The sequence below is a fragment of the Pseudomonas sp. SWRI51 genome (assembly GCF_014268825.1).
Classification (GTDB): domain Bacteria; phylum Pseudomonadota; class Gammaproteobacteria; order Pseudomonadales; family Pseudomonadaceae; genus Aquipseudomonas; species Aquipseudomonas farsensis.
This window is the reverse complement of sequence record NZ_JABWRG010000021.1, coordinates 27,903-54,896: the sequence shown is the minus strand read 5'-3', so window position 1 is coordinate 54,896 and position 26,994 is coordinate 27,903. Positions and strand designations below refer to the sequence as shown.

At 63.2% G+C, this 26,994-nt stretch carries 24 protein-coding genes; 12 read left to right on the top strand and 12 right to left on the bottom strand.

Annotated features, from left to right (window positions below; translation table 11 throughout):
- Positions 1–98: 98 nt before the first annotated feature.
- Together HU720_RS09705 and ompR are read right to left on the bottom strand one after the other, a co-directional pair.
- Positions 99–1,412 (bottom strand): ATP-binding protein, encoded by a 1,314-nt coding sequence (locus HU720_RS09705; RefSeq protein WP_186519511.1) that lies wholly within the window; start codon positions 1,410–1,412, stop codon positions 99–101.
- Positions 1,413–1,515: 103 nt separating this feature from the next.
- The gene (ompR, locus tag HU720_RS09700) at positions 1,516–2,256 is read right to left on the bottom strand and encodes a two-component system response regulator OmpR (RefSeq protein ID WP_186519509.1); all 741 of its coding nucleotides are present in this window, start codon (positions 2,254–2,256) and stop codon (positions 1,516–1,518) included.
- Between the two features lie 227 nt (positions 2,257–2,483).
- Between ompR and HU720_RS09695 the strand changes: the two genes are divergently transcribed.
- From HU720_RS09695 to HU720_RS09680, 4 genes are all read left to right on the top strand, one after another.
- Positions 2,484–4,811 (top strand): Tex family protein, encoded by a 2,328-nt coding sequence (locus HU720_RS09695; RefSeq protein ID WP_186519507.1) that lies wholly within the window; start codon positions 2,484–2,486, stop codon positions 4,809–4,811.
- The gene (locus HU720_RS09690; RefSeq protein ID WP_186519505.1) at positions 4,811–5,194 is read left to right on the top strand and encodes a PaaI family thioesterase; all 384 of its coding nucleotides are present in this window, start codon (positions 4,811–4,813) and stop codon (positions 5,192–5,194) included. Before HU720_RS09695 ends, HU720_RS09690 begins: the two co-directional genes overlap by 1 nt.
- A 330-nt stretch (positions 5,195–5,524) precedes the next feature.
- On the top strand, positions 5,525–7,117 hold the full coding sequence (gene gshA / locus HU720_RS09685) for a glutamate--cysteine ligase (protein WP_186519503.1): 1,593 nt from the start codon (positions 5,525–5,527) through the stop codon (positions 7,115–7,117).
- Positions 7,117–7,749, top strand: coding sequence for a TetR/AcrR family transcriptional regulator (locus tag HU720_RS09680; RefSeq protein ID WP_186519501.1), 633 nt, complete (start codon positions 7,117–7,119; stop codon positions 7,747–7,749). Before gshA ends, HU720_RS09680 begins: the two co-directional genes overlap by 1 nt.
- A gap of 353 nt (positions 7,750–8,102) precedes the next feature.
- Here the strand turns inward: HU720_RS09680 and HU720_RS09675 are convergent, their stop codons facing one another.
- From HU720_RS09675 to HU720_RS09640, 8 genes are all read right to left on the bottom strand, one after another.
- Positions 8,103–8,318, bottom strand: coding sequence for a molybdopterin-binding protein (locus HU720_RS09675; protein WP_008095172.1), 216 nt, complete (start codon positions 8,316–8,318; stop codon positions 8,103–8,105).
- A 31-nt stretch (positions 8,319–8,349) separates the two neighbouring features.
- Positions 8,350–9,162 carry an aliphatic sulfonates ABC transporter ATP-binding protein gene (gene ssuB / locus HU720_RS09670; protein WP_186519499.1) on the bottom strand — a complete coding sequence of 271 codons (813 nt, stop codon included), beginning with the start codon at positions 9,160–9,162 and terminating at the stop codon, positions 8,350–8,352.
- Entirely contained in the window at positions 9,162–9,959 is a 798-nt protein-coding gene (gene ssuC, locus HU720_RS09665; protein WP_186519497.1) for an aliphatic sulfonate ABC transporter permease SsuC, read from the bottom strand. The genes ssuB and ssuC overlap by 1 nt, the downstream gene beginning before the upstream one ends.
- 10 nt (positions 9,960–9,969) lie before the next feature.
- Positions 9,970–11,118, bottom strand: a complete 1,149-nt coding sequence (gene ssuD / locus HU720_RS09660; protein WP_186519495.1) for an FMNH2-dependent alkanesulfonate monooxygenase — start codon at positions 11,116–11,118, stop codon at positions 9,970–9,972.
- Between the two features lie 60 nt (positions 11,119–11,178).
- A complete protein-coding gene (locus tag HU720_RS09655; RefSeq protein ID WP_186519493.1) occupies positions 11,179–12,144 on the bottom strand; it encodes a sulfonate ABC transporter substrate-binding protein in 966 nt (321 codons plus the stop codon).
- Between the two features lie 99 nt (positions 12,145–12,243).
- A complete protein-coding gene (gene ssuE, locus HU720_RS09650; protein WP_186519491.1) occupies positions 12,244–12,837 on the bottom strand; it encodes an NADPH-dependent FMN reductase in 594 nt (197 codons plus the stop codon).
- 331 nt (positions 12,838–13,168) lie between these two features.
- Positions 13,169–13,807, bottom strand: coding sequence for a peroxiredoxin (locus HU720_RS09645; RefSeq protein ID WP_186519488.1), 639 nt, complete (start codon positions 13,805–13,807; stop codon positions 13,169–13,171).
- Between the two features lie 164 nt (positions 13,808–13,971).
- Complete coding sequence (locus tag HU720_RS09640) at positions 13,972–15,324, bottom strand: OprD family porin (protein ID WP_186519486.1); 1,353 nt, start codon at positions 15,322–15,324, stop codon at positions 13,972–13,974.
- 498 nt (positions 15,325–15,822) lie between these two features.
- On the opposite strand from HU720_RS09640, the gene tauA reads away from it, so the two are divergent.
- Genes tauA through tauD form a run of 4 tightly spaced genes read left to right on the top strand, consistent with a single transcriptional unit; the run spans position 15,823 to position 19,288 of the window.
- Positions 15,823–16,794 (top strand): taurine ABC transporter substrate-binding protein, encoded by a 972-nt coding sequence (gene tauA / locus HU720_RS09635; protein ID WP_186519484.1) that lies wholly within the window; start codon positions 15,823–15,825, stop codon positions 16,792–16,794.
- Positions 16,795–16,818: 24 nt separating this feature from the next.
- Positions 16,819–17,607 carry a taurine ABC transporter ATP-binding subunit gene (tauB, locus tag HU720_RS09630; protein ID WP_186519482.1) on the top strand — a complete coding sequence of 263 codons (789 nt, stop codon included), beginning with the start codon at positions 16,819–16,821 and terminating at the stop codon, positions 17,605–17,607.
- On the top strand, positions 17,604–18,443 hold the full coding sequence (gene tauC / locus HU720_RS09625) for a taurine ABC transporter permease TauC (RefSeq protein ID WP_186519480.1): 840 nt from the start codon (positions 17,604–17,606) through the stop codon (positions 18,441–18,443). Before tauB ends, tauC begins: the two co-directional genes overlap by 4 nt.
- Positions 18,444–18,454: 11 nt before the next feature.
- Entirely contained in the window at positions 18,455–19,288 is an 834-nt protein-coding gene (tauD, locus tag HU720_RS09620) for a taurine dioxygenase (protein WP_186519478.1), read from the top strand.
- A 178-nt stretch (positions 19,289–19,466) separates the two neighbouring features.
- Here tauD and betT read toward each other — a convergent pair whose 3' ends face one another.
- Together betT and epsC are read right to left on the bottom strand one after the other, a co-directional pair.
- A complete protein-coding gene (gene betT / locus HU720_RS09615; RefSeq protein WP_186519520.1) occupies positions 19,467–21,428 on the bottom strand; it encodes a choline transporter BetT in 1,962 nt (653 codons plus the stop codon).
- A gap of 415 nt (positions 21,429–21,843) precedes the next feature.
- Positions 21,844–22,761, bottom strand: coding sequence for a serine O-acetyltransferase EpsC (gene epsC / locus HU720_RS09610; RefSeq protein ID WP_202883361.1), 918 nt, complete (start codon positions 22,759–22,761; stop codon positions 21,844–21,846).
- A gap of 368 nt (positions 22,762–23,129) precedes the next feature.
- Between epsC and tcyJ the strand changes: the two genes are divergently transcribed.
- The 4 genes from tcyJ to HU720_RS09590 all read left to right on the top strand — a co-directional run bounded on the left by tcyJ (position 23,130) and on the right by HU720_RS09590 (position 26,992).
- The gene (gene tcyJ, locus HU720_RS09605; protein WP_186519474.1) at positions 23,130–23,924 is read left to right on the top strand and encodes a cystine ABC transporter substrate-binding protein; all 795 of its coding nucleotides are present in this window, start codon (positions 23,130–23,132) and stop codon (positions 23,922–23,924) included.
- Positions 23,921–24,589 carry a cystine ABC transporter permease gene (gene tcyL, locus HU720_RS09600; RefSeq protein WP_186519472.1) on the top strand — a complete coding sequence of 223 codons (669 nt, stop codon included), beginning with the start codon at positions 23,921–23,923 and terminating at the stop codon, positions 24,587–24,589. Before tcyJ ends, tcyL begins: the two co-directional genes overlap by 4 nt.
- Positions 24,590–24,591: 2 nt before the next feature.
- Positions 24,592–25,353, top strand: coding sequence for an L-cystine ABC transporter ATP-binding protein TcyN (gene tcyN, locus HU720_RS09595; RefSeq protein ID WP_186519470.1), 762 nt, complete (start codon positions 24,592–24,594; stop codon positions 25,351–25,353).
- A gap of 397 nt (positions 25,354–25,750) precedes the next feature.
- Positions 25,751–26,992 (top strand): SfnB family sulfur acquisition oxidoreductase, encoded by a 1,242-nt coding sequence (locus tag HU720_RS09590; protein WP_186519468.1) that lies wholly within the window; start codon positions 25,751–25,753, stop codon positions 26,990–26,992.
- Positions 26,993–26,994 lie beyond the last annotated feature (2 nt).

The window sequence follows — 26,994 nt, the reverse complement described above, 5'->3', positions numbered from 1 at the left end:
GGCGCGCAGCGGCCCCGACGATCTTGAATGAATCCTAGATTTCAGGGCCGCTGCGCGCCCCCTTCGCGACACAAGGCCGCTCCTACACCGCGTAAGCCCTAGACTGCGTCGCGCGGCAACATCAGGCCCAATGGCAAGCGCACCCGCGCCTCGATGCCACCGCCGGAGCGGTTGCGCAGCTCGACATTGCCGCCATGCTGCGCGGCAATGCGTTTGACGATTGCCAGGCCCAACCCAGTGCCCTTGCCACCGCGCGCACGGTCGCCGCGGATGAACGGGTTGAAGATGGTTTCGAGCTCCGATTCGTCAATGCCCGTGCCCCGGTCCAGCACGCTCAGCACCACATAAGGCGCGCTCTGCTCGCCCGACACATAAGCGGCCACTTCAACCCCCTGCCCGGCATGGTGCAGCGCGTTGCCGATCAGGTTGCCCAGCATGCGTTTGAGCGATACACGGCGCAGCGGGAACGGCGGGATGGGCTCCAGGCACAGGCGCACCCGCTCCTCTTGCTGGTTATACGGCGCCACCACTTCGCGGATCAGCTCGTTGAAGTCGACTTCCTCGACCGGCTCGTCACGCCCATCGCGGATAAACGCCAGGAACTGGTCCAGAATGGCGTCCATGTCTTCGATATCACGCACCATGTCATCGCTGAGGTCGTCGTCGTTACCCATCAGCGACAGCGACAGGCGCAGGCGGGTCAACGGGGTACGCAGGTCGTGGGACACCCCGGCCAGCATCAGTTCGCGCTCACGCCCGGCCTGCTCGACGTCCTCGGCCATTTGATTGAAGGCGCGGTACACCTCGGTCATTTCGCTGGGGGTGTCGCTGATCGGCAGGCGCACGCTACGGCCCTGGCCAAGCTGGCGGGCGGCAAACACCAGGCGCTTGAGCGGCTGGTTGAGCTGGCGCACGAAGATCCATGCCGAGGCGGTAGACAGCAGCCCGATGGCCAGGAACCAGCCCAGCACGTTCCAGATTTTCTGCCCACGCAGCGGGTGTGGGTACAGCGGCACCTTTAGCCAGCCCGGGCCCAGGCTCGGCGCGTTCACCCACAGCGCAGGCGGCGCATGGATGCGCAGGCGCACTTCGGTGTCCTCGCCAAGCTCTGCCTGCATCTGGCGCTGGTAGATCTCGCTGTACGGCCAGTGCTGCTCGCCTTCCGGCACACCAGACCCGGTAACCCGGATCAGCCCGGCGGCTTCGGCGATCTGCTCGCGGTTTTCCTCGTCTGCCGCCCAGTAGGCACGCAGGGTCAGGGCCACGCCGTGGCTGTACTGGCGGTCTACCAGCACGTCCTCGTTCATCAGCAGGTAGACCAGCGTCAGCGCCTTGGAAAACAGCACGACGATCAGCACCAGCCAAAGGGTGCGGGCGAAGAAGCTTTGCGGGAACCAGAGTGGGGTTTTCATCGATCGCTACGAGTCGGCAAGGGCAACGCGAGGGGCGCATGCCCCATACGAAAACAGGGCGGCCCGTTCGAGCCGCCCTGCACTGGCAGGATGAGCCGCAGGCTCATTTGCTGGCGTTTCCGTCCGGCACGAACACATAACCCACACCCCATACGGTCTGGATGTAGCGCGGCTTGGACGGGTCGGGCTCGATCATGCGGCGCAGGCGCGAGATCTGCACATCGATGGAGCGCTCCAGCGCGTCCCACTCGCGGCCACGGGCCAGGTTCATGAGCTTGTCACGGGTCAGCGGCTCACGGGCGTGCATCACCAGCGCCTTGAGCACGGCGAATTCGCCGGTGGTCAGCATGTGGATTTCGTCGCCGCGCTTGAGCTCGCGGGTTGCCAGCGACAGCTCGTAGTCGCCGAAGGTGACGGTTTCTTCTTCGCTACCAGGCGCACCCGGCACGCTTGGGGCCTGCCGGCGCAGCACGGCTTTGACCCGGGCCACCAGCTCGTCAGGGTTGAACGGCTTGGCCAGGTAGTCGTCGGCGCCAAGCTCCAGGCCCTTGATGCGGCTGAGTTCATCGCCCTTGGCGGTGAGCATGATGATCGGGATCTGGTTGTTGGACGCGCGCAGGCGGCGGCAGGCAGACAAGCCGTCCTCGCCAGGCAGCATCAGGTCGAGCACCACCAGGTTGAACACTTCACGGGCCAGCAGGCGGTCCATCTGTTCGACGTTGGGCACGGTGCGCACGCGAAAGCCTTTGCTGGTGAAGAAACGGTCCAGCAGGCTGCTCAGGCCCGGGTCATCGTCGACGATGAGAATCTTGTCGCCTTCAGCGTTGTTTGCGGTGCTGGTCATGAAAAACTCCTCTAGGATCGCCGCGCATTATGGCGTAGCCACTGCCACGCGTGCCGTGTGCATTGTTAGCAGATTTTTCCCGCGGTGCCACTTCCGCACCATCAGGGCTGGCGCCGCGCCATCACCGCAACCCCGGCACGATGGGTATAATGCGCCGCTTTCATCCAGCGCCGCCGGGCCAAACGCCCTGCCAGCGGCCCCGTTTTCACAATTGTCAGGTGGTTTACATGGACAGCATCAACAGCCGTATCGCCGAGGAACTGGGTGTACGCCCACAACAGGTCGAGGCGGCCGTGGGCCTGTTGGACGAAGGCTCTACCGTGCCTTTCATCGCCCGTTACCGCAAGGAAGTGACCGGCAGCCTGGACGACACGCAACTGCGCCACCTGGAAGAGCGCCTGCGCTACCTGCGCGAACTCGACGAGCGCCGCGCCAGCATCCTTTCCAGCATCGAGGAGCAAGGCAAGCTGACCCCGGAGCTTGCCCGCGAGATCAAGCTGGCTGACACCAAGACCCGCCTCGAAGACCTGTACCTGCCGTACAAGCAAAAGCGCCGCACCAAGGGCCAGATCGCCCTGGAAGCCGGCCTTGGCGAGCTGGCCGACGGCCTGTTCAACGACCCGCAGCTCACCCCTGAAAGCGAAGCCGCCCGTTTTGTCGATGCCGAAAAAGGCGTGGCCGACATCAAGGCAGCGCTGGAAGGCGCCAAGTACATCCTCATGGAGCGCTTCGCCGAAGACGCCGCCCTGCTGGAAAAACTGCGCAACTTCCTCAAGCAGGAAGCCGTGCTCAGCGCCCGCGTGGTGGCGGGCAAGGAAGAGGAAGGCGCCAAGTTTCGCGATTACTTCGCCCACGACGAGCTGCTGCGCAACGCACCGTCGCACCGTGCGCTGGCCATCTTCCGTGGCCGCAACGAAGGCGTGCTGAGCGCTTCGCTGAAAGTCGGCGAAGAACTGCCAGGCACCCTGCACCCGTGCGAAGTGATGATCGGCAGCCACTTTGGCGTGGAAAACCGCAACCGCCCCGCCGACAAATGGCTGAGTGAAGTGGTGCGCTGGACCTGGAAGGTCAAGCTGTACACCCACCTTGAGACCGACCTGTTCGGCGAGCTGCGCGACAACGCCGAAAGCGAGGCGATCAACGTTTTCGCCCACAACCTGCACGACCTGCTGCTGGCCGCCCCGGCCGGCCCGCGCGCAACCCTGGGCTTCGACCCTGGCCTGCGTACCGGCTGCAAGGTTGCGGTGGTGGATGCCACCGGCAAGCTGCTGGACTACACCACGGTTTACCCACATGCCCCGCGCAATGACTGGGACCGCACCCTTTCGGTCCTCGCCGCCCTGTGCGCCAAGCACTCGGTCGAGCTGATCGCCATCGGCAACGGCACCGCCAGCCGCGAAAGCGACAAGCTGATCGCCGACCTGGTTAAAAAATACCCAGCCCTGCAGATCACCAAGATCATGGTTTCTGAAGCCGGGGCCTCGGTGTATTCGGCGTCCGAACTTGCCGCCCGTGAATTCCCCGACCTTGACGTGTCCATCCGTGGCGCGGTGTCGATTGCCAGACGCCTGCAGGACCCACTGGCGGAGCTGGTGAAAATCGACCCGAAATCCATCGGTGTCGGCCAGTACCAGCACGATGTGTCGCAGCTCAAACTGGCACGCGGCCTGGACGCGGTGGTCGAGGACTGCGTGAACGCCGTGGGCGTTGACGTCAACACGGCCTCCGTGGCGCTGCTGACGCGTATCTCGGGGCTTAACGCCACCCTGGCGCAGAATATCGTGGCCCACCGCGACGCCAACGGCCCGTTCGCCACCCGTGCGGCGCTGAAAAAGGTCAGCCGCCTGGGTGAAAAAACCTACGAACAAGCTGCAGGCTTCCTGCGTGTGATGAACGGCGACAACCCACTGGACGCCTCGGCGGTGCACCCGGAGGCCTACCCGCTGGTCAAGCGCATCGCCGCCGATACCGGCCGCGACATCCGCTCGCTGATCGGCGACAGCGCCTTCCTCAAGCGCCTGGACCCGAAGCAGTTCACCGACGAAAGCTTCGGCCTGCCGACCGTCACCGACATCCTCCAGGAACTCGATAAACCGGGCCGCGACCCGCGCCCAGAGTTCAAGACCGCCACCTTCCAGGACGGCGTCGAAGACCTCAAGGACCTGGAACCGGGCATGATCCTTGAAGGCGTGGTGACCAACGTCACCAACTTCGGTGCCTTCGTCGACATCGGCGTGCACCAGGACGGCCTGGTGCACATCTCGGCGCTGTCGGAAAAGTTCGTCAAGGACCCGCGTGAGGCGGTCAAGGCCGGCGACGTGGTCAAGGTCAAGGTCATGGAAGTGGACATCCCGCGCAAACGCGTCGGCCTGACCATGCGCATGAGCGACACCCCAGGCGAAAAGGTCGAGGGCAACCGCGGCGGTAACCGTGGCGGCAATGGCGGCAAGCGCCCGCAACAGGCGCCACGCCAACGCGAAACCGCTACCGCAGCGCCAGCCAACAACGCCATGGCGGCGCTGTTCGCCAACGCCAAGCAGATCAAGAAGAAGTGATGGACGTACCCAAGGAATACGTCGAAAGCGCCTTCAGCCAGTTGCTCGGCTGCCACCTGCAACGCCTCGATGCCGGCGTTGCCGAGGTGGCGCTGGCGTTGCAGCCGCAATTGCGCAACCGTGGCCAGAAGCTGCACGGCGGTGCGATCTTCAGCCTGGTGGACATCGCCATGGGCCTGGCCTGCTCGGCCAGCCATGGCTTCGACCAGCAGAGCGTGACCATTGAGTGCAAGATCAACTACATGCGCGCCGTCAGTGACGGCGAAGTGGTCTGCACCGCGCGGGTGCTGCATGCCGGGCGGCGCACGCTGGTGGTCGAGGCCCAGGTGCTGCAGGACGAAAAGCTCGTGGCCAAGGCACAGGGCACCTTTGCGGTGCTTTGAGGCAAGACCGCCCAGCGTCGACGCCGGCATGCTTGCCGGCGACAGCCGCAAAGGCCCGATGCAGCAACCTTGCACAGTTCTCTAGCTGATAATGGCCGATCTGCGGTATTTTCAGCAGCAACCGAACAACAGGGCCGAACCGCCTCTGATTCTGTGATCTGGGTGCAAACCTGTTCTGGCCTCATCGCAGGCTTGCGCCAGCTCCCACAGGGGTCTGCGTTGCTCTTGAGCGACAGGCCGGAACCGCGTAAACCAGGCGACAACGCCAGTTCCTTACCAAACTACCCTTGTAGACGGTCACTTCCACCCCCATATTGGGGCGACTGACGCGTGAAGGAATCCATCTTGAGCGAACTCCTCAACCGCCGCCTGAGCCTGCTCGGCGCGAATCTTCCCCTACTCGCGCAGTGCCTGCACGGCATCGAGCGCGAATGCCTGCGGGTAACCAGCGAAGGCCGCCTGGCCCAGACCCCGCACCCCGAAGCCCTGGGTTCGGCGCTGACCAACGAGCAGATCACCACTGATTATTCCGAGTCGCTGCTGGAGTTCATCACACCAGCCCTGGCCGACCCTGCCGAGGTGCTCGACAACCTCGAACAGATCCACCGCTTCGTCTACACCAAGCTCGGTGACGAATACCTGTGGAGCCCTTCGATGCCGTGTGCGCTGCCGGCCGAAGAAGACATCCCGATCGCCGAATACGGCACCTCGAACATCGGCAAGCTCAAGCACGTTTACCGCAAGGGCCTGGCGCTGCGCTACGGCCGCACCATGCAGTGCATTGCCGGCATCCATTACAACTTCTCGCTGCCCGAGGCCTTGTGGCCGCTGCTGCGTGAAGCCGAAGGCAGCCCGCTGGACAACCGTGACTATCAGTCCTCGGCCTACATCGCGCTGATCCGCAATTTCCGCCGCTACAGCTGGCTGCTGATGTACCTGTTCGGCGCCTCGCCGACGCTGGACAAAGGCTTCCTGCGCGGCCACCCGCACCAGCTCGACGAGCTCGACGCCGACACCTTGTACCTGCCGTACGCCACCAGCCTGCGCATGAGCGACCTGGGTTACCAGAGCAATGCCCAGGCCGGCCTTACCCCTTGCTACAACGACCTGGCCAGCTACACCGACAGCCTGCGCAAGGCCGTCGGCACGCCCTACCCGCCGTATGTCGAAGTCGGCACCCATGTCGATGGCGACTGGGTGCAGCTCAATACCAACATCCTGCAGATCGAGAACGAGTACTACTCGAACATCCGCCCCAAGCGCGTCACCTATACCGGCGAACGGCCGATCCAGGCCCTGACCTCGCGCGGCGTGCAGTATGTCGAAGTGCGCTGCCTGGATATCAACCCGTTCCTGCCGGTGGGTATCGACCTCACCGAGGCGCGCTTCCTGGATGCCTTCCTGCTGTTCTGTGCCCTCGAAGCCAGCCCGCAGTTCGAGAATGGCGAGTGCGGCCAGTGCACCGATAACTTCCTGACCGTGGTCAAGGAAGGCCGCCGCCCAGGGCTTGAGCTGCAACGCGACGGCCAGGCAGTCACCCTCAAGGCCTGGGCCACCGAGCTGATCGGGCGTATTGGCCCGTTGGCCGACCTGCTCGACCGTGTGCATGGCGGCGACGCCCATGCCGAGGCCCTGGCAGAGCAGCAAGCCAAGGTCGATGACGCGGCGCTGACCCCGTCGGCGCAGGTGCTGGCGCGCATGACCGAGCACGGTGAAAGCTTCCTCGAGTTCTCGCTGCGCCAAAGCCAGGTGCACGCCGAGCGCTTGCGTGAGCAGCCGTTGAGCCCCGACCAGCAACAGCGCTTCGAGCGCATTGCCCGCGAGTCGCTGGTCGAGCAGTCGCGCCTGGAACAGGAAGAGGTCGGCGACTTCGACCTGTTCGTCGGCGCCTACCAGGCAAGCATCCTGGCCATCAGCAACTGATGACCCGCCCCGTACCTTCGCGCAAGCCACGCGCCAGCAGCCAGGCCCGCATCGCGGCAATCCTTGCGGCGGCGCGCGAGTTGCTGGCAGGCGAAGGGGTGGCGGGGTTGTCGATGTACAGCGTGGCCGAGCGGGCGCAGATTCCACCGTCGTCGGTGTATCACTTCTTTGCCAGCGTGCCCGCGTTGCTGGAGGCGCTGACGGCAGACGTGCACCGGGCGTTCCGCGAGGCCTTGAATGCGCCCATCGACAGCAGCGCGTTCAACACCTGGCAAGGCCTCGGCAGGCTGATCGAGCAGCGCATGCTGGATATCTACAACGGCGATGCCGCCGCACGGCAACTGATCCTGGCCCAGCATGGGCTAAGCGATGTGGTGCAGGCCGACCGCCAGCATGACCTGGAACTCGGCGAGCTGATGCACCGCCTGTTCGACCGGCATTTCCATTTACCGGTCATGCCCAACGATGTCGATGTGTTCGCCTTGGCGATGGAGCTGAGTGACCGGGTGTATGCCCGCTCGATGCAGCTGCATGAGCAGATAACGCCGCGCATGGCCGAGGAAGGCATGCGCGTGTTCGAGGCGTATATGGGGCTGTACCTGCCGGCGTTTCTGGCCAGGCGTATAGCCTGAGCGCTTTGCAGGAAATCGCGTAGCCCTTGGGCGGTTTGTACGATCCTGTCCTGGCCTCATCGCAGGCTGTCGCCAGCTCCCACAAAGACCGCGCACAACCCCTATATGGATTACGCGGTCAGTGTAGGAGCGGCCTTGTGTCGCGATGGGCTGCGTAGCAGCCCCAGGATCTGAGCACCCTACCGAACTGCTGGGGCTGCTATGCAGCCCATCGCGACACAAGGCCGCTCCTACACAAAACCGCGCGCAACGCCACTATCGTGGCCTGACTCGGTTTCTGTGGGAGCTGGCGACAGCCTGCGATGAGGCCGGAACAGGCCTGCACATCACTGTGCGATCTCGTCAGCAGCCCATCACAGCTTGGCGATGGAAACCTCGGTCGATTTGACGAAGGCGATCACTTCGCTGCCCACTTGCAGCTCCAGCTCTTTCACCGAACGGGTGGTGATCACCGAGGTGACGATGCCGGAGGCGGTCTGCACGTCGATTTCCGACAGTACCGGGCCTTCGAGGATTTCCTTCACGGTGCCTTTGAACTGGTTGCGCACGTTGATGGCTTTAATAGTCATGGGGTCATTCCTTCTGATTGGCTTCTGGGGTTCAGTGCGCCCAACGCAGTTGCGTGGGCAAAGGGGCTACAGGTTCCGGCTCCGGGGCAATGCCCGGCGCCGACAGAACACGGTTGAGTACTTCGCTTTCAAGCGACGCCAGGCGGTGCGACCCACGCGCCCTGGGCCTTGCCAGGTCGACGTTGAGGTCCAGGCCTACGGCGCCGTCCTCGATCAGGATCACCCGGTCAGCCACCGCCACAGCCTCGCTGACGTCGTGGGTAACCAGCAGCACAGTGAAACCGTGCTGGCGCCACAGGCGCTCGATCAGTTGCTGCATCTCGATCCGGGTCAGGGCATCCAGCGCCCCCAGCGGCTCGTCCAGTAAAAGCAGGCGCGGCTGGTGGATCAGCGCACGGGCCAGGGCCACGCGCTGCTTCTGCCCGCCCGACAACGCAGCCGGCCATTCATTGGCGCGGTCCGCCAGGCCCACCGCCTCCAGCGCATCCAGCGCGCGTTGGCGCCAGTTGCCAGTCAAGCCAAGGCCGACGTTGTCGATCACTTTTTTCCACGGCAGCAGGCGTGCGTCCTGGAACATCAGCCGGGTTTCCTCGCGGGCCTCGGCCAAGGGCGCAGCACCTGCCAGCAACTCACCCGCGCTGGGCAGGTCGAGCCCGGCCAACAGGCGCAGCAAGGTGCTCTTGCCGCAGCCGCTGCGCCCGACGATGGCGACGAACTGGCCGGCCGGGATATGCAGGTCGATACCGCGCAGTACTTCACGCTGGCCGAACGTCTTGCGCACGCCCTTGGCAGCCAGCGGGATGCCACGCAGCAGGCGCGGCGGCTGTTCTTTGAGCACAGTCATCACGCGCCCTCCTTCTTGGCGACCTGGTACGCCGGGTGCCAGCGCAGCCACACACGTTCCAGGCCACGGGCGGCCAGGTCGGCCAGTTTGCCGAGCACGGCGTACAGCACGATGGCCAGCACCACGACGTCGGTCTGCAGGAATTCACGGGCGTTCATCGCCAGGTAGCCAATGCCGGAACTGGCCGAAATGGTCTCGGCGACGATCAGCGTCAGCCACATGAAGCCCAGCGCGAAGCGCACACCCACCAGGATCGACGGCAGCGCACCCGGCAGGATTACCTGGCGGAACAGGCCGAAGCCCGACAGCCCGTAGCTGCGCGCCATCTCCACCAAGGCCGGGTCGACATTGCGGATGCCGTGGTAGGTGTTGAGGTAGATCGGGAACAAGGTGCCCAGCGCTACCAGGAAAATCTTCGCCGACTCATCGATGCCGAACCACAGGATCACCAGCGGGATCAGCGCCAGGTGCGGCACGTTGCGGATCATCTGCACGGAGCTGTCGAGCAGGCGTTCGCCCCAGTTCGAAAGGCCGGTGATGAAGCCCAGCAGCAGGCCGATGCTGCCGCCGATGGCAAAGCCCAGCCCGGCACGCCAGCCGCTGATGGCCAGGTGCGTCCAGATATCGCCACTGCGCACCAGCTCGACACCGGCGCTGACCACCGCGCTCGGCGCCGGCAGAATGCGCGTGGACAACCAGCCTGCGCTGACCGCCAGTTGCCAGACCGCCAGCAGCAGCAATGGCAGGGCCCAGGGCGCAAAGCGTTTGGACCAGGTTGTGGAAGTTGCTCGACTCATGACCCCACCCTCAACTTTGCGCAACGGACTTGGGCAGGATGTCGTTGGCGACCATTTCGCCAAACGGGCTCACATAGCCACCGCTCTTGGGTTGCTCGGGGCGATTGACGTCGATGTGCGGGAACAGCAGCTCGGCAACCCGGTACGACTCTTCAAGGTGCGGGTAGCCCGAGAAGATGAAGGTATCGATGCCCAGCGCCGCGTATTCCTTGACCCGCGCCGCCACCGTCGGCCCATCGCCGACCAGTGCCGTACCGGCACCGCCACGTACCAGGCCCACGCCGGCCCACAGATTGGGGCTGACTTCGAGCTTGTCGCGGTTGCCGTTGTGCAGCGCCGCCATGCGCTGCTGGCCCACCGAGTCGAAGCGCGCAAGCGAGGCCTGGGCGCGGGCGATGGTGTCGTCGTCCAGGTGCGAAATCAGCTTGTCAGCCGCAGCCCAGGCTTCTTCGTTGGTTTCGCGCACGATCACATGCAGGCGGATACCAAAGCGGACTTCACGGCCCTGGGCGGCAGCTTTTGCGCGCACCTGGGCGATTTTTTCGGCGACCGCAGCCGGCGGCTCACCCCAGGTCAGGTACAGCTCGACCTGCTCGGCGGCCAGGTCCTGGGCGGCGTCGGAAGAGCCGCCAAAGTACAGCGGCGGGCGCGGTTGCTGGATGGGCGGGTAGAGCAGCTTGGCGCCCTTTACCTGCAAGTGCTTGCCGTCGTAGTCGACCACTTCGCCTTCGAGCACCTTGCGCCAGATGCGAGTGAATTCGACCGAGGCTTCGTAGCGCTCCTGATGGTTCAGGTGCAGGCCATCGCCGGCCAGCTCGTCCGGGTCACCGCCGGTCACCAGGTTGAACAGCGCACGGCCATTGGACAGCCGGTCGAGGGTGGCCGCCTGGCGCGCCGCCACGGTCGGCGAAATGATCCCCGGGCGCAGGGCAACCAGGAACTTCAGGCGTTCGGTGACCGGGATCAGCGACGCGGCAACCAGCCAGGAATCCTCGCAGGACCGCCCGGTCGGGATCAGCACACCGCCAAAGCCAAGGCGGTCGGCGGCCTGGGCGATCTGCGCCAGGTAGCCATGGTCGACGGCGCGGGCGCCTTCGCTGGTGCCCAGGTACTTGCCGTCACCGTGGGTGGGTAGAAACCAGAAGATGTTCAGGCTCATTGGAGTTGTCTCCTCAAGGGTGGCACTGGCCGAGGCGGCGCCCCGGCGCAGGCAAAAGGTTCAGGGCGCGCTGGCAACCTTGGCCGGCGGGGTCCAGATCACGTCCTTGATACTCAAGGGCTTGGGGATCAGCTTCAGGGCCTGGAAGGTGTCGGCGATCTTCTGCTGTGCTGCGACCACCTCAGGGGTCAAAGGCGCAGCGCCGTAGCCCTGGCGCTTGACCGAGGTGAGGGTGATGTCGGCAGGCAGGCCAAGCAGCGGTGCGACCTGGTCGGTGACCTGCTGCGGGTTGGCCTGGGACCACTGGCCCACGGCGCGCACTTCCTCGATCAGCGCGCTGATCACCGCCGGGTGCTGGGTGGCGTAGCTACGGGTGGCCAGGTAGAACTGGTGGTTGTCGACCAGCCCCTTGCCGTCACGCAGGGTGCGCGCTTGCAGCTGCTGCTCGGCGGCAGCCTGGTACGGGTCCCAGATCACCCAGGCATCGACACTGCCGCGCTCGAAGGCGGCGCGGGCGTCGGCGGGCGGCAGGTACACAGGTTGGATATCGCTGTACTTGAGGCCCGCGTCTTCCAGGGCGCGCACCAACAGGTAGTGCACGTTGGAGCCCTTGTTGAGCACGACTTTCTTGCCTTTGAGGTCCTTCACCGACTGGATCGTCGAGCCCTTGGGAACCAGGATCGCCTCGCTGTGCGGCGCTGGCGGCTCGTAGGCGACATACAGCAGGTCGGCGCCTGCGGCCTGGGCGAACACCGGTGGCGTTTCGCCGGTGACGCCGAAGTCGATGGAGCCCACGTTGAGGCCCTCAAGCAGCTGCGGGCCGCCGGGGAACTCGGTCCATTGCACGTCGATGCCCTGCGCCTTCAGGCGTTGCTCCAGCGAGCCCTTGGCCTTGAGCAGCACCAGCGTGCCGTATTTCTGATAACCGATACGCAGGCTTTCGGCCTGGGCTTGGGTAATGGCGCCGAGGGATACAGCCGCCGCAAACAGGGCGACCAGACCACGACGCAAGAAGACAGTGCGCATGGCGCTCTCCTGTGCGATTTGGGTTCGGGTAGCACCTGCTTGCCTCGTTGACGGGCGAGTAAGGTGGGACAGCGGTAAAGCGTTAGCGCTACAGCGGGCTCAGATGCTCCAGCGAGCACTGAGCAGGCGTTCGTTGAGCAGGCCCGGAGCGACCGGCTTGGGCCGGCGCGCCAGGGCGCTGTGGAAGGTCTCCAGCGAGTCGAGCAGGCGTTGTTCCAAGGCCTGGGACAATTGCGCAGGCTTGCTGCCTTCGCCGTAGGCGATCTGGCTGTCGTCGGCGAAGATCCCTTGCAGGGTCTCCTGCGCCTTGAGTGCCGACAGCACGGGCTTGAGCGCGTAATCCACGGCCAGCATGTGGGCGATGCTGCCGCCGGTGGCCACTGGCAGCACCACTTTGTGCTCCAGGGCGCGCTCGGGCAGCAGGTCGAGCAGGGTTTTCAGGGCGCCGGCAAACGAGGCCTTGTACACCGGGGTAGCGACCACCAGGCCATCGGCCTGGGCGACCAGTTCGTTGAAGTGGCGCACTTGCGGGCTGTCGAAACGTGCATGCAGCAGGTCTTCGGCACTGAACTCGCGCACTTGGAAGGTCACCACCTCGACGCCACGCTCTTGCAGCCAGTCGCGCGAACGATCGAGCAGCACGCCGGAACGTGAACGAAGACTTGGGCTACCACCGATAGAAACAACCAGCATGGAAAACGCTTCCTTCGATTCGATTGCAGGGCCGCGAGGGGATGGCCCCGCTGGATGGAACTGACAGTAACAGCTCAATACATATATCTATAAATCATATTTTTTCATTTGTTTATTCGATAAAGGACTATGAGCATTACTGACCCTGTAGGAGCGGCCTTGTGCCGCGAATGGGTCGCAAAGCGGCCCCGGCGATGCCTGCATAGACCGGGGGGCCGCTGCGCGCCCCTTTCGCGACACAAGGCCGCTCCTACGACAGGCATAAAAAAAGGGCCGTCGAAACGGCCCGAAAATCCCTGCTATGGCTAAGAGCATTACAACGAGGATTACATCAACGATTCGGTTGCGGGGTCAGGCGCAGATAGGGTTTGACGGCCCGATACCCTTTCGGGAAACGCTGTTTGATTTCGTCTTCATCCTTGAGCGAAGGCACGATCACCACGTCGTCGCCGTCCTGCCAGTTACCTGGCGTGGCCACTTTGTAGTTATCGGTCAGTTGCAGCGAGTCGATCACCCGCAGGATTTCATTGAAGTTGCGCCCCGTGCTGGCCGGGTAGGTGATGGTCAGGCGCACCTTCTTGTTCGGGTCGATGATGAACAGCGAGCGCACGGTCAGGGTGTCGCTGGCATTAGGGTGGATCAGGTCGTAGAGGTCGGACACCTTGCGGTCGGCGTCGGCGATGATCGGGAAATTGACCACCGTGTTCTGCGTCTCGTTGATGTCATCGATCCACTTGTGGTGCGAGTCCACCGGGTCCACCGACAGCGCAATGGCCTTGACCCCACGCTTGGCAAAGTCGTCCTTGAGTTTGGCCGTCAGCCCAAGCTCGGTGGTGCACACCGGGGTGAAGTCGGCCGGGTGGGAGAACAGCACGCCCCAGCTGTTGCCCAGCCACTCATGGAAGCGGATCTTGCCTTCGCTGGAATCCTGTTCGAAGTCTGGGGCGATGTCACCGAGTTTGAGGCTCATGGAGCGGCTCCTGTGCTGTGTCTGGCCTGTATGGGTTCAATGTGCCTGCTTCTGAAACAAAACAAAAAGAATAAATATCGATTTATTTATAACTTAATTACATATCGAATTTTGCGTACAAAAAAGCCTCGCACTAGGCGAGGCTTCTTGTGTGCAGCTACGACTTACTTGAAGGCGTAAGTGTAGTTCACGATGAAGCGGGTTTGGTCGACGTCACGTGCAGAGCTGGTACCAGTACCACGGTAAACACCCTGACGCAGGCTGAAGCCCAGGCCTTTGAGGGTGCCTTCCTGCAGCACGTAGTCAACGCGTGCGTCACGTTCCCACTCGCTGAAGGTACCGTTGCCATTCTGGTTACGGCCATCTTCACCGCGCAGGTAGGAAACCGAGGCTTTCAGGCCCGGTACACCAAGGCGAGCAAAGTCGTAAGAGTACTGACCGAAGGTGGTGTTTTCACCGGCCTTGGCGAACTGGTTGATCATGCTGTCGGTGAACAGGTAGAAGCTAGCACCACCTGCGCCTTCGCTACGACCATTGCCGTCAACAACACCACCTTGGTTCAACCACACGAAGCCGCCATCATCACTGACTTGTTGGTGACCGAGCATAAGCGCGTGGCCGCCGAGCGTGTAGGTGAACATTGCGGACCAGGTCTTGTTATCAACTTCCCCAGCGTGCTTGGCATAGCCGCCGTTGTTGTCGAAATTGTAGCCACCGCCGCTGCCGTTCTTACCGTCGCTGCTGCTGTCGAAGTAGCGCAGATCGGTCTTGAACGACTGGTCATCAGCGATTTTGAACACATGAGTCGCGCCCAGGAATTGCTGCTTGTAGAAGTCTTCTAGGTTCGAGTAGTAGTACTGGAGCGTCAGATCCGGGGTGAGCTTGTAATCCAAGCCACCGTAACGGAACTTGTTGCTGTCGGCACTAGCGCCAGAAACAGACATACCGGTGCGGTTGGTCGATGCACGACCCATGGCATGGGTCAGCTGGCCAGCGTTGATGGTCAGGTTGTCGATTTCCTTCGAGGTGATAGTGCCACCCTCAAAGGACTGAGGCAGCAGACGACCATCGTTAGTCACGAGGATTGGCAGCATTGGCGCGAGGGCGCTACCGAAATGCGCCTCGGTTTTGGAGAAGCGAGCCTTGGCATTAGCGCCAATACGACCCCACTGGCTTTCCGAAGAGCCATCGCTAGAGTCTGGGGAGAAACCAGTCTTGTGGTAACCACGGCCGCCATCTAGGTGAATACCCCAAATGGCCTGAGCGTCAACGCCGAACCCTACAGTGCCTTCAGTGAAGCCGGAAATATAATCGAGCTTGAAGCCCTGACCGACTTCACGCTGGTCGCGACGCTTGAAGTTGGTGCTGGCAGCAGCATGATCTTCACGGACGTTGTTATCGAAATACATGGTGCGCGAGCTAAGGGACAGTTTGCTGTCCTCAACGAAACCGGCAGCGCCTGCTTGTTGGGCGAGAACCCCCAGTGCCACGGCCAGGGCCAGGCTAGACTTGTACATGCTTTGCTCCTCTACGTTCTAATTTTTGTGCGTCTCAAGCGGCAGGATCTGAAGCCCCACTCACCCGGTTTGGCGATTAGCCCTAAAGCGTGACCACTAAGTCAATCCCTAATGGCTGTTCCACGACTTTGGTCTAACCCGCCACCTGCGCTACAGGATAATGACAATCCTATAAATCCAAAATGACCGTTTTGTGAATCTGTAAGATTATTAAGGAATAACGTCTGAACCTTTACTGCGTAAAGTTGTATCGACGTGCGCCCACATAGCTTTAGGTTATGTGAAAACGTTTGCCCCACTCCCCCGCATCCAATCCTCGCAGCGCGGCTGAGACAGGCTAGCAGTTGCCGTCGATTCCGCCAGCCAACGGCCGTATGCCCCCCGGCGTTTCGCTCAGAGCGTTTGGCTTTTAAGCTAATGCTAAAAAGTTATTTATTTGAGTTTTCTTAGATCATTTAGTCTTTTCGTCATTCAACCCTGCCTGACGAGAGGTTCACCATGATCCCGCACACCCCGCTGCGCCTGTTCGCCGCCCTGACCCTCGCCAGTGCCAGCTGGCTGGCCCATGCCGCCGACCTGACCGTTGCCTACCAGACCACCGTCGACCCGGCCAAAGTGGCGCAGGTGGACGGCGACTACGAAAAAGCCAGCAAGGCCAGCATCGACTGGCGCAAGTTCGATAACGGCGCCGATGTGATCACCGCGGTTGCCAGCGGCGATGTGCAGATCGGCTACCTCGGCTCCAGCCCGCTGGCCGCCGCCGCCACCCGCAAGCTGCCGGTGGAAACCTTCCTGATCGCCACGCAGATCGGCGCCGGTGAAGCGCTGGTCGCCCGCGACAGCATCAAGACCCCGCAAGACCTGATCGGCAAGAAAATCGCCGTGCCGTTCGTTTCCACCGGCCATTACAGCCTGTTGGCGGCGCTGAAGAACTGGAACATCGACCCCTCGAAAGTGCAGATTCTCAACCTCGCGCCACCGGCCATCATCGCCGCCTGGAAGCGTGGCGACATCGATGCCACCTACGTGTGGGACCCGGCGCTGGGCGTTGCCAAGGAGAACGGCAAGGTGCTGATCACCTCGGGCGAACTGGCCAGCAAAGGCGCCCCCACTTTCGACGCGTGGATCGTACGCAAGGACTTCGCCGCCAAGCACCCCGAGGTGGTCAAGGCCTTCGCCAAAGTCACCCTGGACGCCTACGCCGACTACCGCAAAGACCCGAAAGCCTGGCTGGCCAACCCCGACAACATCGCCAAACTGGCCAAGCTGTCCGGCGCCAAACCTACCGACATCCCGGTATTGCTGCAGGGCAACGTCTACCCGCTGGCGGCTGACCAGGCCGCTGCGCTCGGCGCGCCGACCACCCAGGCGCTGACCGACACCGCTACCTTCCTCAAGCAGCAGGGCAAGGTCGATGCGGTGCTGCCGGACTACGCGCCCTACGTCAGCAAGCAGTTCCTGCCCAACTAACCTGCCCGCAGACCGGAGCCCGTCATGGCCTTGCTTGAACTGGAGCGCATCAGCGCACAGTACCCCGGCGCCAGCACCCCGGTGCTGGCCGACATCGACCTCTCGCTGGGCCCGCGCCAGCTGCTGGTGGCCCTTGGGCCGTCCGGCAGCGGCAAGACCTCGCTACTCAACCTGATTGCAGGCTTCGTCGCCCCCAGTGGCGGGCGCATCACCCTGGATGGCGTGCCGGTGCAAGGGCCGGGCGCCGAGCGTGGCGTGGTGTTCCAGGACGATGCCCTGCTGCCTTGGCAGGACGTGCTGGGCAACGTCGCCTTTGGCCTTGAGCTGGCCGGCGTGCCGCGCCAGCAGCGCGAAGCCAAGGCCCGTGAAATGCTCAAGCTGGTCGACCTCGAAGGTTTTGCCCAACGCCGTGTGTGGCAATTGTCGGGTGGGCAGAAACAGCGCGTGGGCCTGGCCCGGGCGCTGGCCGCCGACCCACGGGTGCTGCTGATGGACGAGCCGTTCGGCGCCCTCGATGCCTTTACCCGCGAACAGATGCAGGAATTGCTGCTGCAGGTGTGGCAACGCACGGCCAAGCCGGTGTTCCTGATTACCCACGACATCGAAGAAGCCGTGTTTCTGGCCACCGAACTGGTGCTGCTGGCGCCCAACCCCGGGCGCGTGGTCGAGCGCCTGCACCTGGACTTTGGCCAGCGCTACGCCGCCGGTGAGCCAGCCCGTGCGATCAAGTCCGACCCGCGTTTCATCGAAACCCGCGAGCATGTGCTGGCGCGGGTGTTCTCACAACGCCAGACCCTGCAGGAGCCCGCATGAGCAGCCTGAACCTGCCGGTCACCGGCAAGCCCGAAGCCGTTGCGCAAACGGCCAGCAACCCACCGCGCAGCCTGTCCACCCGCTGGATCAGCACGCTGACCTTGGCGACGTTGTTGCTGGTCTGGTGGCTGGTGACGGCTGCCGGATGGGTCGAGCCGCTATTCCTGCCCTCGCCTGCCGACATTCTGGGCAAAGGCTGGAGCTTGCTGACCCAGGGTTACATGGACGCAAGCCTGTGGCAGCACCTTGGCGCAAGCCTTGGGCGCATCGGCGTGGCGCTGCTGGCGGCAACCCTGAGCGCAATCCCGGTGGGCATCGCCATTGGCTGCAACCGCGTGGCCCGTGGCATTTTCGACCCGTTGATCGAGTTCTACCGGCCCATCCCGCCGCTGGCCTACCTGCCGCTGATCGTGATCTGGTGCGGCATCGGCGAGCTGTCGAAGGTATTGCTCATTTATCTTGCGATCTTTGCCCCCATTGCCATTGCCACTGCCACCGGGGTACGCACCGTCGACCCGGCCAAGCTGCGTGCCGCGCAGTCGCTGGGCGCCAGCCGAGCGCAATTGATCCGTCATGTGATTTTGCCTAGCGCCTTGCCGGACATTCTGACCGGCGTGCGCATCGGCCTGGGCGTCGGCTGGTCGACCTTGGTGGCCGCCGAGCTGATCGCCGCAACCAGCGGGCTGGGCTTCATGGTGCAGTCGGCGGCGCAGTTTCTGGTCACCGATGTGGTGGTACTGGGCATCCTGCTGATAGCCCTGATCGCCTTCGCGCTGGAAATGAGCCTGCGCGCCCTGCAACGCAAGCTGGTGCCCTGGCACGGGCAGAGCCACTGAGAGAGCCAACCATGAGCCTGACCATTACCCCCTTGAGCCCGGCCCTGGGCGCGCAGATCAGCGGTGTGGATATCAGCCGCGAGATCACCGCCCAGGAGCGTGACGCCATCGAGCAGGCGCTGCTGAAGCACCAGGTGCTGTTCCTGCGCGAGCAGCCGCTCACCCCGGCGCAGCAAGCCCGCTTTGCCGCGCGCTTCGGCGACCTGCATATCCACCCGATCTACCCCAACGTGCCCGAAACCCCGCAGGTGCTGGTGCTCGACACCGCCGTGACCGACGTGCGCGACAACGCCGTGTGGCACACCGACGTGACCTTTTTACCCACCCCGGCGCTGGGTGCGGTGCTCAGCGCCAAGCAACTGCCGGCCTACGGTGGCGATACCCTGTGGGCCAGTGGCATTGCGGCGTTTGAAGCACTTTCGGCGCCGCTGCGCCAAATGCTTGATGGCCTCACGGCCACCCACGATTTCACCAAGTCATTCCCGCTTGAGCGCTTTGGCACCACGCCTGAAGACCTGGCGCGCTGGGAAGCGGCACGGCGCAACAACCCGCCGCTGACGCACCCGGTGGTGCGCACCCATCCGGTCAGCGGGCGCAAGGCGTTGTTCGTCAATGAAGGGTTCACCACGCGCATCAACGAGCTCAATGAATACGAGAGCGAGGCGTTGCTGAAATTGTTGTTTGCCCATGCCACCCGGCCAGAGTTCAGCATTCGCTGGCGTTGGCAGCAAAACGACGTGGCGTTCTGGGATAACCGCGTGACCCAGCACTTTGCGGTGGATGATTACCGGCCGAATCGGCGGGTGATGCACCGGGCGACGATTCTGGGGGATGCGCCGTTCTGAAGTTCCGTAGCGAGGCAACAAGCGACGCAGTCTTTGTGTAGGAGCGGCCTTGTGTCGCGAATGGGCTGCGAAGCAGCCCCAGGATCGCCTTTTCATGCAAGATCGCGGGGGCCGCTTCGCAGCCCTTTCGCGACACAAGGCCGCTCCTACATTGACCGCGTAAGCCCTGGGGACGCTATCAGCGGACCAGATGCAGGTACTGCATGTGCCGCTCGTACTGGTCGAGGATGTCGTTGATGATCTGCTCTTTGCTGTAGCCCACCAGGTCGTAGTTCTGGCTGCCTTCGCTCAAGTACACCTCCGCCCGGTAATAACGGCGGTTCTTCAACTCCTGCGCCCCCAGCCCACCCAGCGCGAACGACGGCGTGAAGTAGCCGCGCATCTGCACCTGGTAAATGAACGGCTGTTCCTCGCCATGGCCCACCTTGAGGCTGACATTGTCATGGCTCGGGTCGTCCTGGGTCACCAGCACCAGGCCCTTCTGCTCGAACACCTCGCGCACGTCGTCGATGGCCGGGCGCACCACGTCGTCCATGAAGCGATACACCTCATCACGTGACGGGAAGTGCACAGCCTGGCTCAGGCGCTGCCGCCAGCCACCACGGCCACGGCGCGACTGGGCAAACGGCGCCAGCGAGTGCATCTGCGCAATCTGCCGCTGGCTCTCCAGATAGAAGGCCTTGTGCAGGCCCCACATCATGCACAGCAGAATCAGCGAGAACGGCAACGACGTCAGCACCACCGCCGACTTCAATGAGTCGATGCTGCCCGCAAACAGCAGGCCGCTGGTCACCAGCGCGGTCATTGCACCCCAGAAGATGCGCAGCCAGTTCGGCCCGTCCTGGTCGGCATCGCCGCCTTTGGCCGAAAGCGTCGACAGCACCACGGTGCCGGAGTCGGCGGAGGTGACGAAGAACACGAAACTGATGAACACCGTCACGGCGATCACCGTCTTGCTCCACGGGTAGGTCTCAAGCAGCAGGTACAGGCTCATCGACGGGTTGTCGATGGCCGACTGGCCCAGCGCGGTCATGCCGTGGTTGATCACCTGGTCGAGCGCGCTGTTGCCGAAGATCGACATCCACGCCAGGGTGAAGCCCAGCGGAATCAGCAGCACGCCGAAGACGAACTCGCGGATGGTACGCCCGCGCGAAATGCGCGCAATGAACAGCCCAACGAACGGCGCCCAGGCAATCCACCAGGCCCAGTAGAACACCGTCCAGCCGCCCAGCCAGTCGCGCTGCTCGCCATAGGCGTAAACATCGAAGCTCTTGCGCGGCAAGGCGCCCAGATAATCGCCAAGGTTCTGGATCAGGGTGTTGAACAGGTGCTGGGTAGGGCCTGCAAACAGCACGAACAGCAACAGCGCGCAGGCCAGGAACAGGTTGATGTCGCTCATCACCCGCACGCCCTTCTCGACCCCGGCTACTGCCACGGCCACCGCAGCGCCCATCATCAGGGTAATCAGCAGCACCTGCACCCACTGGCTGTGGCTGATACCGAACAAGTAATCCAGGCCAGCGTTCAGGTGCAGCACGCCAAAGCCCATGTCGGCGCCCAGGCCGAACACCGTGGCGATGATGCCGAAGCCATCCACTGCATAGCCGATCGGCCCGTTGATGCGCTTGCCGATCAGCGGGTATAGCGCCGAACGCAGCGCCAGCGGCAGGTTGTGGCGGTAGGCGAAGTAGGCCAGCGCCATGCCGACGAAGGCAAACACGCCCCAGCCATGCAGGCCCCAGTGCAGGAACAGTATCTGCATCGCCTGGCGCCCAGCCTCGGCCGTACCCGCCTCGCCCACCGGGGGCTGGAGCATATGGGTCAGCGGTTCGGAGACGCAGAAGAAGAACAGCGTAATGCTGATACCGGCGGCAAACAGCATGCCCGCCCAGGACAGATAACTGAATTCGGGCTCGTCATGGTCGGCGCCGAGCTTGATCTTGCCGTAGCCCGACAGCGCGGTAACCACCACGAACACCAGGTACAAGGTCATGGCCAGCATGTAGTACCAGCCGACCGTGTTGGCCGCCCAGTTTTGCGCAGCCATCAGCCACTCGCCAGAGGCCTGTGGGAAGGCGATGACAACAAGGCCGAAGATCAGAATGAAGCTTGCCGCGAAGTAGAACACCGGGGGGTTCATGCGGACCTTGCCGTTGGCAAGGGAGGGGGTTGATGCACTCATCGAACAGGCACCTCGTGGCACGGGAGGTGCGGATTGAACGGGTTCAGCAAAGGCAAATCCTCCTTTTGAACACCAGCAATGGACCAGCGTTTTTTCGTTGAACAAGCGTTCAAGTTAAACATGGATTGACTATCAATGCGACCCGCAAGGGCTGAGCGGCGGTGCCGCCCTGGTTGCATACGGGTCATGTCACAGACATCAAAAACGCAGCTGAGTGCGGTCTTTGTAGGAGCGGCCTTGTGCCGCGAAAGGGGTGCGAAGCGCCCCCGGCGACCCTGCGATCTTGCATAAGGCACATACCCTGAGGCTGCTTCGCAGCCTTTCGCGGCACCAGGCCGCTCCTACACGCCTGACCGCGTCGAGCCGCGACTGCTCAAAGCGCCTTTTTACCCTCGCAATCAAGCTGCAGATTGGCCTGGGTGATGTTGCTTTCAGCCGGCACGCTGCGGGTCAGCCAGACGTTACCGCCGATGGTCGAGCCTTTGCCGATGGTGATGCGGCCCAGAATGGTCGCACCGGCATAGATCACCACGTCGTCCTCGACAATCGGGTGACGCGCCAGGCCCTTGTGCAGGGTGCCCGATTCGTCGCTGGGGAAGCGCTTGGCGCCCAGCGTCACAGCCTGGTAAATCCGCACCCGCTCGCCAATGATCGCCGTCTCGCCAATCACCACGCCGGTGCCATGGTCGATGAAGAAGCTCTGGCCAATCTGCGCCCCGGGGTGGATGTCGATGCCGGTCGCCGAGTGTGCAAGCTCCGCAATGATCCGCGCCAGCAGCGGCAGGCCAGCCTGGTACAAATGGTGCGCAAGGCGATGGTGAATCACCGCAAGAATGCCGGGGTAGCACAGCAGCACTTCATCGACGCTGCGCGCAGCCGGGTCGCCGTGGTAGGCGGCCAGCACATCGGTGTCCAGCAGCACGCGCAGCTGCGGCAAGGCGGCTGCAAAGCCCTGAATCAGGCGCAGGGCATGGGCGTCGACGTTCTCGACGTCGGCCTTGCCGTGGCGGGCCGCGTAGCGCAGCTCCAGGCGCGCCTGCGCCAGCAGTGCGGTGAGGGCCACGTCGAGGGTGTGGCCAACATAGAAATCTTCGCTTTCTTCGCGCAGGTCCACAGGCCCCAGGCGCATCGGGAACAGCGCACCGCACAGGTGTTCGAGGATCTGGCGCAGCGCCTCGCGCGAGGGCAATTCACGCCCGCCATGCTCGCCGCTGCACCGGCCATTGCCACTGCGCCACTGTTCACGGGCGCTACGCAGGCCACTGACAATGGCAGGCAGCTGCCACTGCATGGATATTGGGTGTTCGCTCACGGTGTTCTCCTGCCAGGCCATTTTCCGGGTGCTTGTCCCCGTGGGAGCGGGCTTGCCCCGCGATGGCGCTCGCGGGGCAAGCCCGCTCCCACAAGTGCTCAGAGTTGTAGTGCCATCACCATACGACAAATCCCCCTCTTGGAAAAAACAACGCTTTATTCCATTCTGCGCGCAGTCGGGCATAAGCAACGCTGACGGGCCGTCCATTCGTGACTACCCTCAACCCTGCCACGGGATGGCAATCTGCTCACAGGGAATAACAACCGGTTTTTTTATTATTTCCAGGCCTATACAGCCCACCTTTATAGTTGCCACCCACTACTTACACCACAAGCGCGGGGCCACACATGACCAGATTCGCCAAACCGATCCTCAACGCAAGCCTGGCGCTGCTGCTGGGTGCAGGCCTGCTCGGCCAGGCCTTTGCCGGCGAGCAACTGAAGACCATCCAGGAAAAGGGCGTGATCAACGTCGGCCTCGAAGGCACCTACCCACCGTTCAGCTTCCAGGACGAAAACGGCAAGCTCACCGGCTTCGAAGTCGAGCTGTCCGAGCTGCTGGCCAAGGAGCTTGGCGTCAAGGCTAAGGTGCAACCAACCAAGTGGGACGGCATCCTTGCGGCCCTGGAGTCCAAGCGGCTGGACGTCGTCATCAACCAGGTGACCATCTCTGACGAGCGCAAGAAGAAATACGACTTCTCCGAGCCTTACACGATCTCCGGCATCCAGGCGCTGATCCTGAAGAAAAAGGCCGAGCAGCTGAACATCAAGAGCGCACAGGACCTGGCCGGCAAAAAGGTCGGTGTGGGCCTGGGCACCAACTACGAGCAGTGGGTGAAAAAGGACGTGCCTAAGGCTGACGTGCGCACCTACGAAGACGACCCAAGCAAGTTTGCCGACCTGCGCAACGGCCGTATCGACGCCATTCTGGTCGACCGCCTGGCCGCACTCGAATACGCGCAAAAAGCCAAGGACACCCAGCTGGCTGGCGATGCCTTCTCGCGCCTCGAAAGCGGCGTAGCCCTGCGCAAAGGTGAACCGGAGCTGCTGGCCGCCATCAACAAGGCGCTGGACAAGCTCAAGGCTGACGGCACCCTGGCCAAGCTGTCCGAGAAATACTTCGGTGCTGATGTCACCCAATGATCCCTGAAAGCCTGCAACTCGTTGCCGACTCCGCGCCCTTCCTGTTGAAGGGCGCAGGCTACACGGTGCTGCTCAGCGTTGGCGGCATGTTCTTCGGCCTGGTGCTGGGCTTTGCCCTGGCGCTGATGCGGTTGTCGAAGATCCTGCCGCTGGACTGGCTGGCGCGTATCTATGTGTCGTTCTTCCGAGGCACGCCGCTGCTGGTGCAGCTGTTCGTGATCTACTTCGGCATGCCGCAGATCGGCATCGAACTCGACCCCATCCCCGCCTCGCTGATCGGCCTGTCGCTGAACATGGCGGCGTATATCTGTGAAATCCTGCGTGCGGCGATCTCCTCGATCGACCGTGGCCAGTGGGAAGCTGCAGCGTCCATCGGCATGACCCGCACCCAGGCCATGCGCCGGGCGATCCTGCCGCAGGCGCTGCGCACAGCCCTGCCGCCGTTGGGCAACAGCTTTATCTCGCTGGTCAAGGACACCGCGCTGGCGGCCACCATCCAGGTGCCCGAGCTGTTCCGCCAGGCGCAGCTGATTACCGCGCGTACCCTTGAAGTGTTCACCATGTACGTGGCGGTGGCAGTGATCTACTGGGTCCTCTGCAGCATCCTTGCGCACTTCCAGAACCGCATGGAAGCGCGGGTCAACCAGCACGACGTGGAGCGCTGAAGATGATCGTAGTAGAAGGCCTGACCAAGCGGTTCAATGGCCAGACCGTGCTCAAGGGCATCGACCTGACCGTGCAGCCTGGCGAAGTGGTGGCCATCATCGGCCCCAGCGGCTCGGGCAAGACCACCTTCCTGCGCTGCCTGAACCTGCTGGAAACCCCCGACGCCGGGCGCATCCAGGTGGGCGACATCCGTATCGACGCCAACGTGTCGCTGGGCAGCCAGCAAGGCGCGATCCGCCGTCTGCGCCAGCAGGCCGGGTTCGTGTTCCAGAACTTCAACCTGTTCCCGCACCGCACGGCCCTGGAAAACGTCATCGAGGGGCCGGTGATCGTCAAGAAGACCCCGCGTGAGCAAGCCATCGAGCTTGGCCGAAGGCTACTGGCCAAGGTTGGCCTGGCCGGGCGTGAAGACGCCTACCCGCGGCGCCTGTCCGGTGGCCAGCAGCAGCGCGTGGCCATCGCCCGGGCGCTGGCCATGGAGCCTGAGGTGATCCTGTTCGACGAACCCACCTCGGCGCTCGACCCGGAGCTTGTGGGCGAAGTGCTGGAAACCATTCGTGGCCTGGCCGAAGAGAAACGCACCATGGTCATCGTCACCCATGAGATGAGCTTTGCCCGGGATGTGGCCAACCGCGTGGTGTTTTTCGACAAGGGCGTGATCGTCGAGCAGGGTGAGGCCAAGGCGCTGTTCGCCAACCCCCAGCAGGAGCGCACGCGGCAGTTTCTGAGCAAGTTCCTGGGTACTGCAGCAGCGCAGGATTGATACAGCTTTACACGGTAGGAGCGGCCTTGTGCCGCGATGGGCTGCAACGCAGCCCCAGCGATTGCGCATGAAGCACAGACACTGGGGCTGCGTTGCAGCCCATCGCGGCACAAGGCCGCTCCTACACAAAAGACCGCGTCGCTTATGGTTTTGCGATGGGAGCAGAGCAGACTTGTGCAAAACCACCAACCCAGCTCTTCTATTCATATTCCAAAGAGTTAGTTCATAAACTTTTAATAAGCCATTAGGGTATATCCACCGGACCACCGGACCAGCAAACGTCGGCCGCCAACCAATAAGGCGGCCCCAACTATTTTGTGAGGTCAACGATGGTCAGGGTCACAATCACCCCAGTGCGTAACGCCAGGGCATTGAGTGCAGCCAAGGAGCGGCACTGATGTCCAGCCAGCCAACCAAACCCCTGCATAGCGATATCGACAGCTCGCCACCGCTGCTGCCGGCCAAGGTGCTGCGCAACGACGCAGAAGCCCTGCAAGCCGCCCGCGAACTGGCCGAGGCCGCCCGCCAGCAAGCCTCGCGCCGCGATCAGCAACGCAAGCTGCCGTGGGCAGAAATCGAACAGTTCACCCGCAGCGGCCTGGGCAGCATCAGCGTGCCCAAGGCCTATGGCGGCCCGCAAGTCTCCTTCGAAACCACTGCCGAAGTATTCCGCCTGATCAGCGCCGCAGACCCGGCGCTGGGGCAAATCCCGCAGAACCAGTTCGGCATGCTGCAACTGGTCAACCTGACCGCCACCGAAGCGCAGAAGCAACGCATCTTCCGCTCGGTGCTGGACGGCTGGCGTATCGGCAATGCCGGCCCCGAGCGCAGCACCAAGGACACCCTCACCCTCAAGGCGCGCATCACCCGCGAAGGCGAAGGTTTTGTCGTCAGCGGCGAGAAGTTCTATTCCACCGGCGCCCTGTACGCGCACTGGGTCACGGTCAAGGCACTGGATGACCAAGGCCGCCAGCGCCTGGCGTTCGTGCGCCGTGGCAGCCCTGGCCTGCGCATCGTCGACGACTGGTCAGGCTTCGGCCAACGCACCACCGCCAGCGGCACCGTGTTGCTGGACCAGGTACCGGTAGAGGCAGAGCTGGTGCTGGACAACTGGCGCCAGCGTGACGTGCCGAATATCCAGGGCGCCAGCTCGCAGCTGGTGCAGGCGGCCATCGACGCAGGCATTGCCGAAGCCGCCATCAACGACGCCATCGCCTTTGTACGTGAAAAATCCAGGCCGTGGATCGAAGCCAAGGTCGAGCGCGCCAGCGATGACCCTTACGTCATCGCCGACATCGGCCGCCTGAAACTCGACTTGCATGCCGCCGAGGCGCTGCTGCGCAAGGCCGGCAGGGTGCTTGACGAAGTCAACGCCGCGCCCATCGACGCCGCCTCCGCCGCCCGTGCCTCGATTGCCGTGGCCGAAGCCAAGGTGCTCACCACCGAGATCGCCCTGCAAGCCAGCGAAAAGCTCTTCGAGCTGGCCGGCAGCCGCGCCAGCCTTGCCGAATTCAACCTGGACCGGCACTGGCGCAATGCCCGGGTGCACACCCTGCATGACCCGGTGCGCTGGAAGTACCACGCGGTCGGCGCCTACTACCTCAACGGCACCCTGCCCGCCCGCCATTCCTGGATCTGAAA

Excerpts from the sequence above, each read along its gene's own strand:
- HU720_RS09640 (WP_186519486.1), bottom strand. The coding sequence starts at position 15,324 with ATGTACAAGTCTAGCCTGGCCCTGGCCGTGGCACTGGGGGTTCTCGCC.
- HU720_RS09705 (WP_186519511.1), bottom strand. The coding sequence starts at position 1,412 with ATGAAAACCCCACTCTGGTTCCCGCAAAGCTTCTTCGCCCGCACCCTT.
- HU720_RS09695 (WP_186519507.1), top strand. The coding sequence starts at position 2,484 with ATGGACAGCATCAACAGCCGTATCGCCGAGGAACTGGGTGTACGCCCA.
- tauB (WP_186519482.1), top strand. The coding sequence starts at position 16,819 with ATGGCCTTGCTTGAACTGGAGCGCATCAGCGCACAGTACCCCGGCGCC.
- HU720_RS09655 (WP_186519493.1), bottom strand. The coding sequence starts at position 12,144 with ATGCGCACTGTCTTCTTGCGTCGTGGTCTGGTCGCCCTGTTTGCGGCG.
- tcyN (WP_186519470.1), top strand. The coding sequence starts at position 24,592 with ATGATCGTAGTAGAAGGCCTGACCAAGCGGTTCAATGGCCAGACCGTG.
- HU720_RS09645 (WP_186519488.1), bottom strand. The coding sequence starts at position 13,807 with ATGAGCCTCAAACTCGGTGACATCGCCCCAGACTTCGAACAGGATTCC.
- ssuD (WP_186519495.1), bottom strand. The coding sequence starts at position 11,118 with ATGAGCCTGAACATCTTCTGGTTTCTACCCACCCACGGTGACGGCAAG.
- ssuB (WP_186519499.1), bottom strand. The coding sequence starts at position 9,162 with ATGACTGTGCTCAAAGAACAGCCGCCGCGCCTGCTGCGTGGCATCCCG.
- ompR (WP_186519509.1), bottom strand. The coding sequence starts at position 2,256 with ATGACCAGCACCGCAAACAACGCTGAAGGCGACAAGATTCTCATCGTC.
- tcyJ (WP_186519474.1), top strand. The coding sequence starts at position 23,130 with ATGACCAGATTCGCCAAACCGATCCTCAACGCAAGCCTGGCGCTGCTG.
- epsC (WP_202883361.1), bottom strand. The coding sequence starts at position 22,761 with ATGCAGTGGCAGCTGCCTGCCATTGTCAGTGGCCTGCGTAGCGCCCGT.
- ssuE (WP_186519491.1), bottom strand. The coding sequence starts at position 12,837 with ATGCTGGTTGTTTCTATCGGTGGTAGCCCAAGTCTTCGTTCACGTTCC.
- HU720_RS09690 (WP_186519505.1), top strand. The coding sequence starts at position 4,811 with ATGGACGTACCCAAGGAATACGTCGAAAGCGCCTTCAGCCAGTTGCTC.
- HU720_RS09680 (WP_186519501.1), top strand. The coding sequence starts at position 7,117 with ATGACCCGCCCCGTACCTTCGCGCAAGCCACGCGCCAGCAGCCAGGCC.
- HU720_RS09675 (WP_008095172.1), bottom strand. The coding sequence starts at position 8,318 with ATGACTATTAAAGCCATCAACGTGCGCAACCAGTTCAAAGGCACCGTG.
- HU720_RS09590 (WP_186519468.1), top strand. The coding sequence starts at position 25,751 with ATGTCCAGCCAGCCAACCAAACCCCTGCATAGCGATATCGACAGCTCG.
- ssuC (WP_186519497.1), bottom strand. The coding sequence starts at position 9,959 with ATGAGTCGAGCAACTTCCACAACCTGGTCCAAACGCTTTGCGCCCTGG.
- betT (WP_186519520.1), bottom strand. The coding sequence starts at position 21,428 with ATGAACCCCCCGGTGTTCTACTTCGCGGCAAGCTTCATTCTGATCTTC.
- tauC (WP_186519480.1), top strand. The coding sequence starts at position 17,604 with ATGAGCAGCCTGAACCTGCCGGTCACCGGCAAGCCCGAAGCCGTTGCG.
- tcyL (WP_186519472.1), top strand. The coding sequence starts at position 23,921 with ATGATCCCTGAAAGCCTGCAACTCGTTGCCGACTCCGCGCCCTTCCTG.
- tauA (WP_186519484.1), top strand. The coding sequence starts at position 15,823 with ATGATCCCGCACACCCCGCTGCGCCTGTTCGCCGCCCTGACCCTCGCC.
- tauD (WP_186519478.1), top strand. The coding sequence starts at position 18,455 with ATGAGCCTGACCATTACCCCCTTGAGCCCGGCCCTGGGCGCGCAGATC.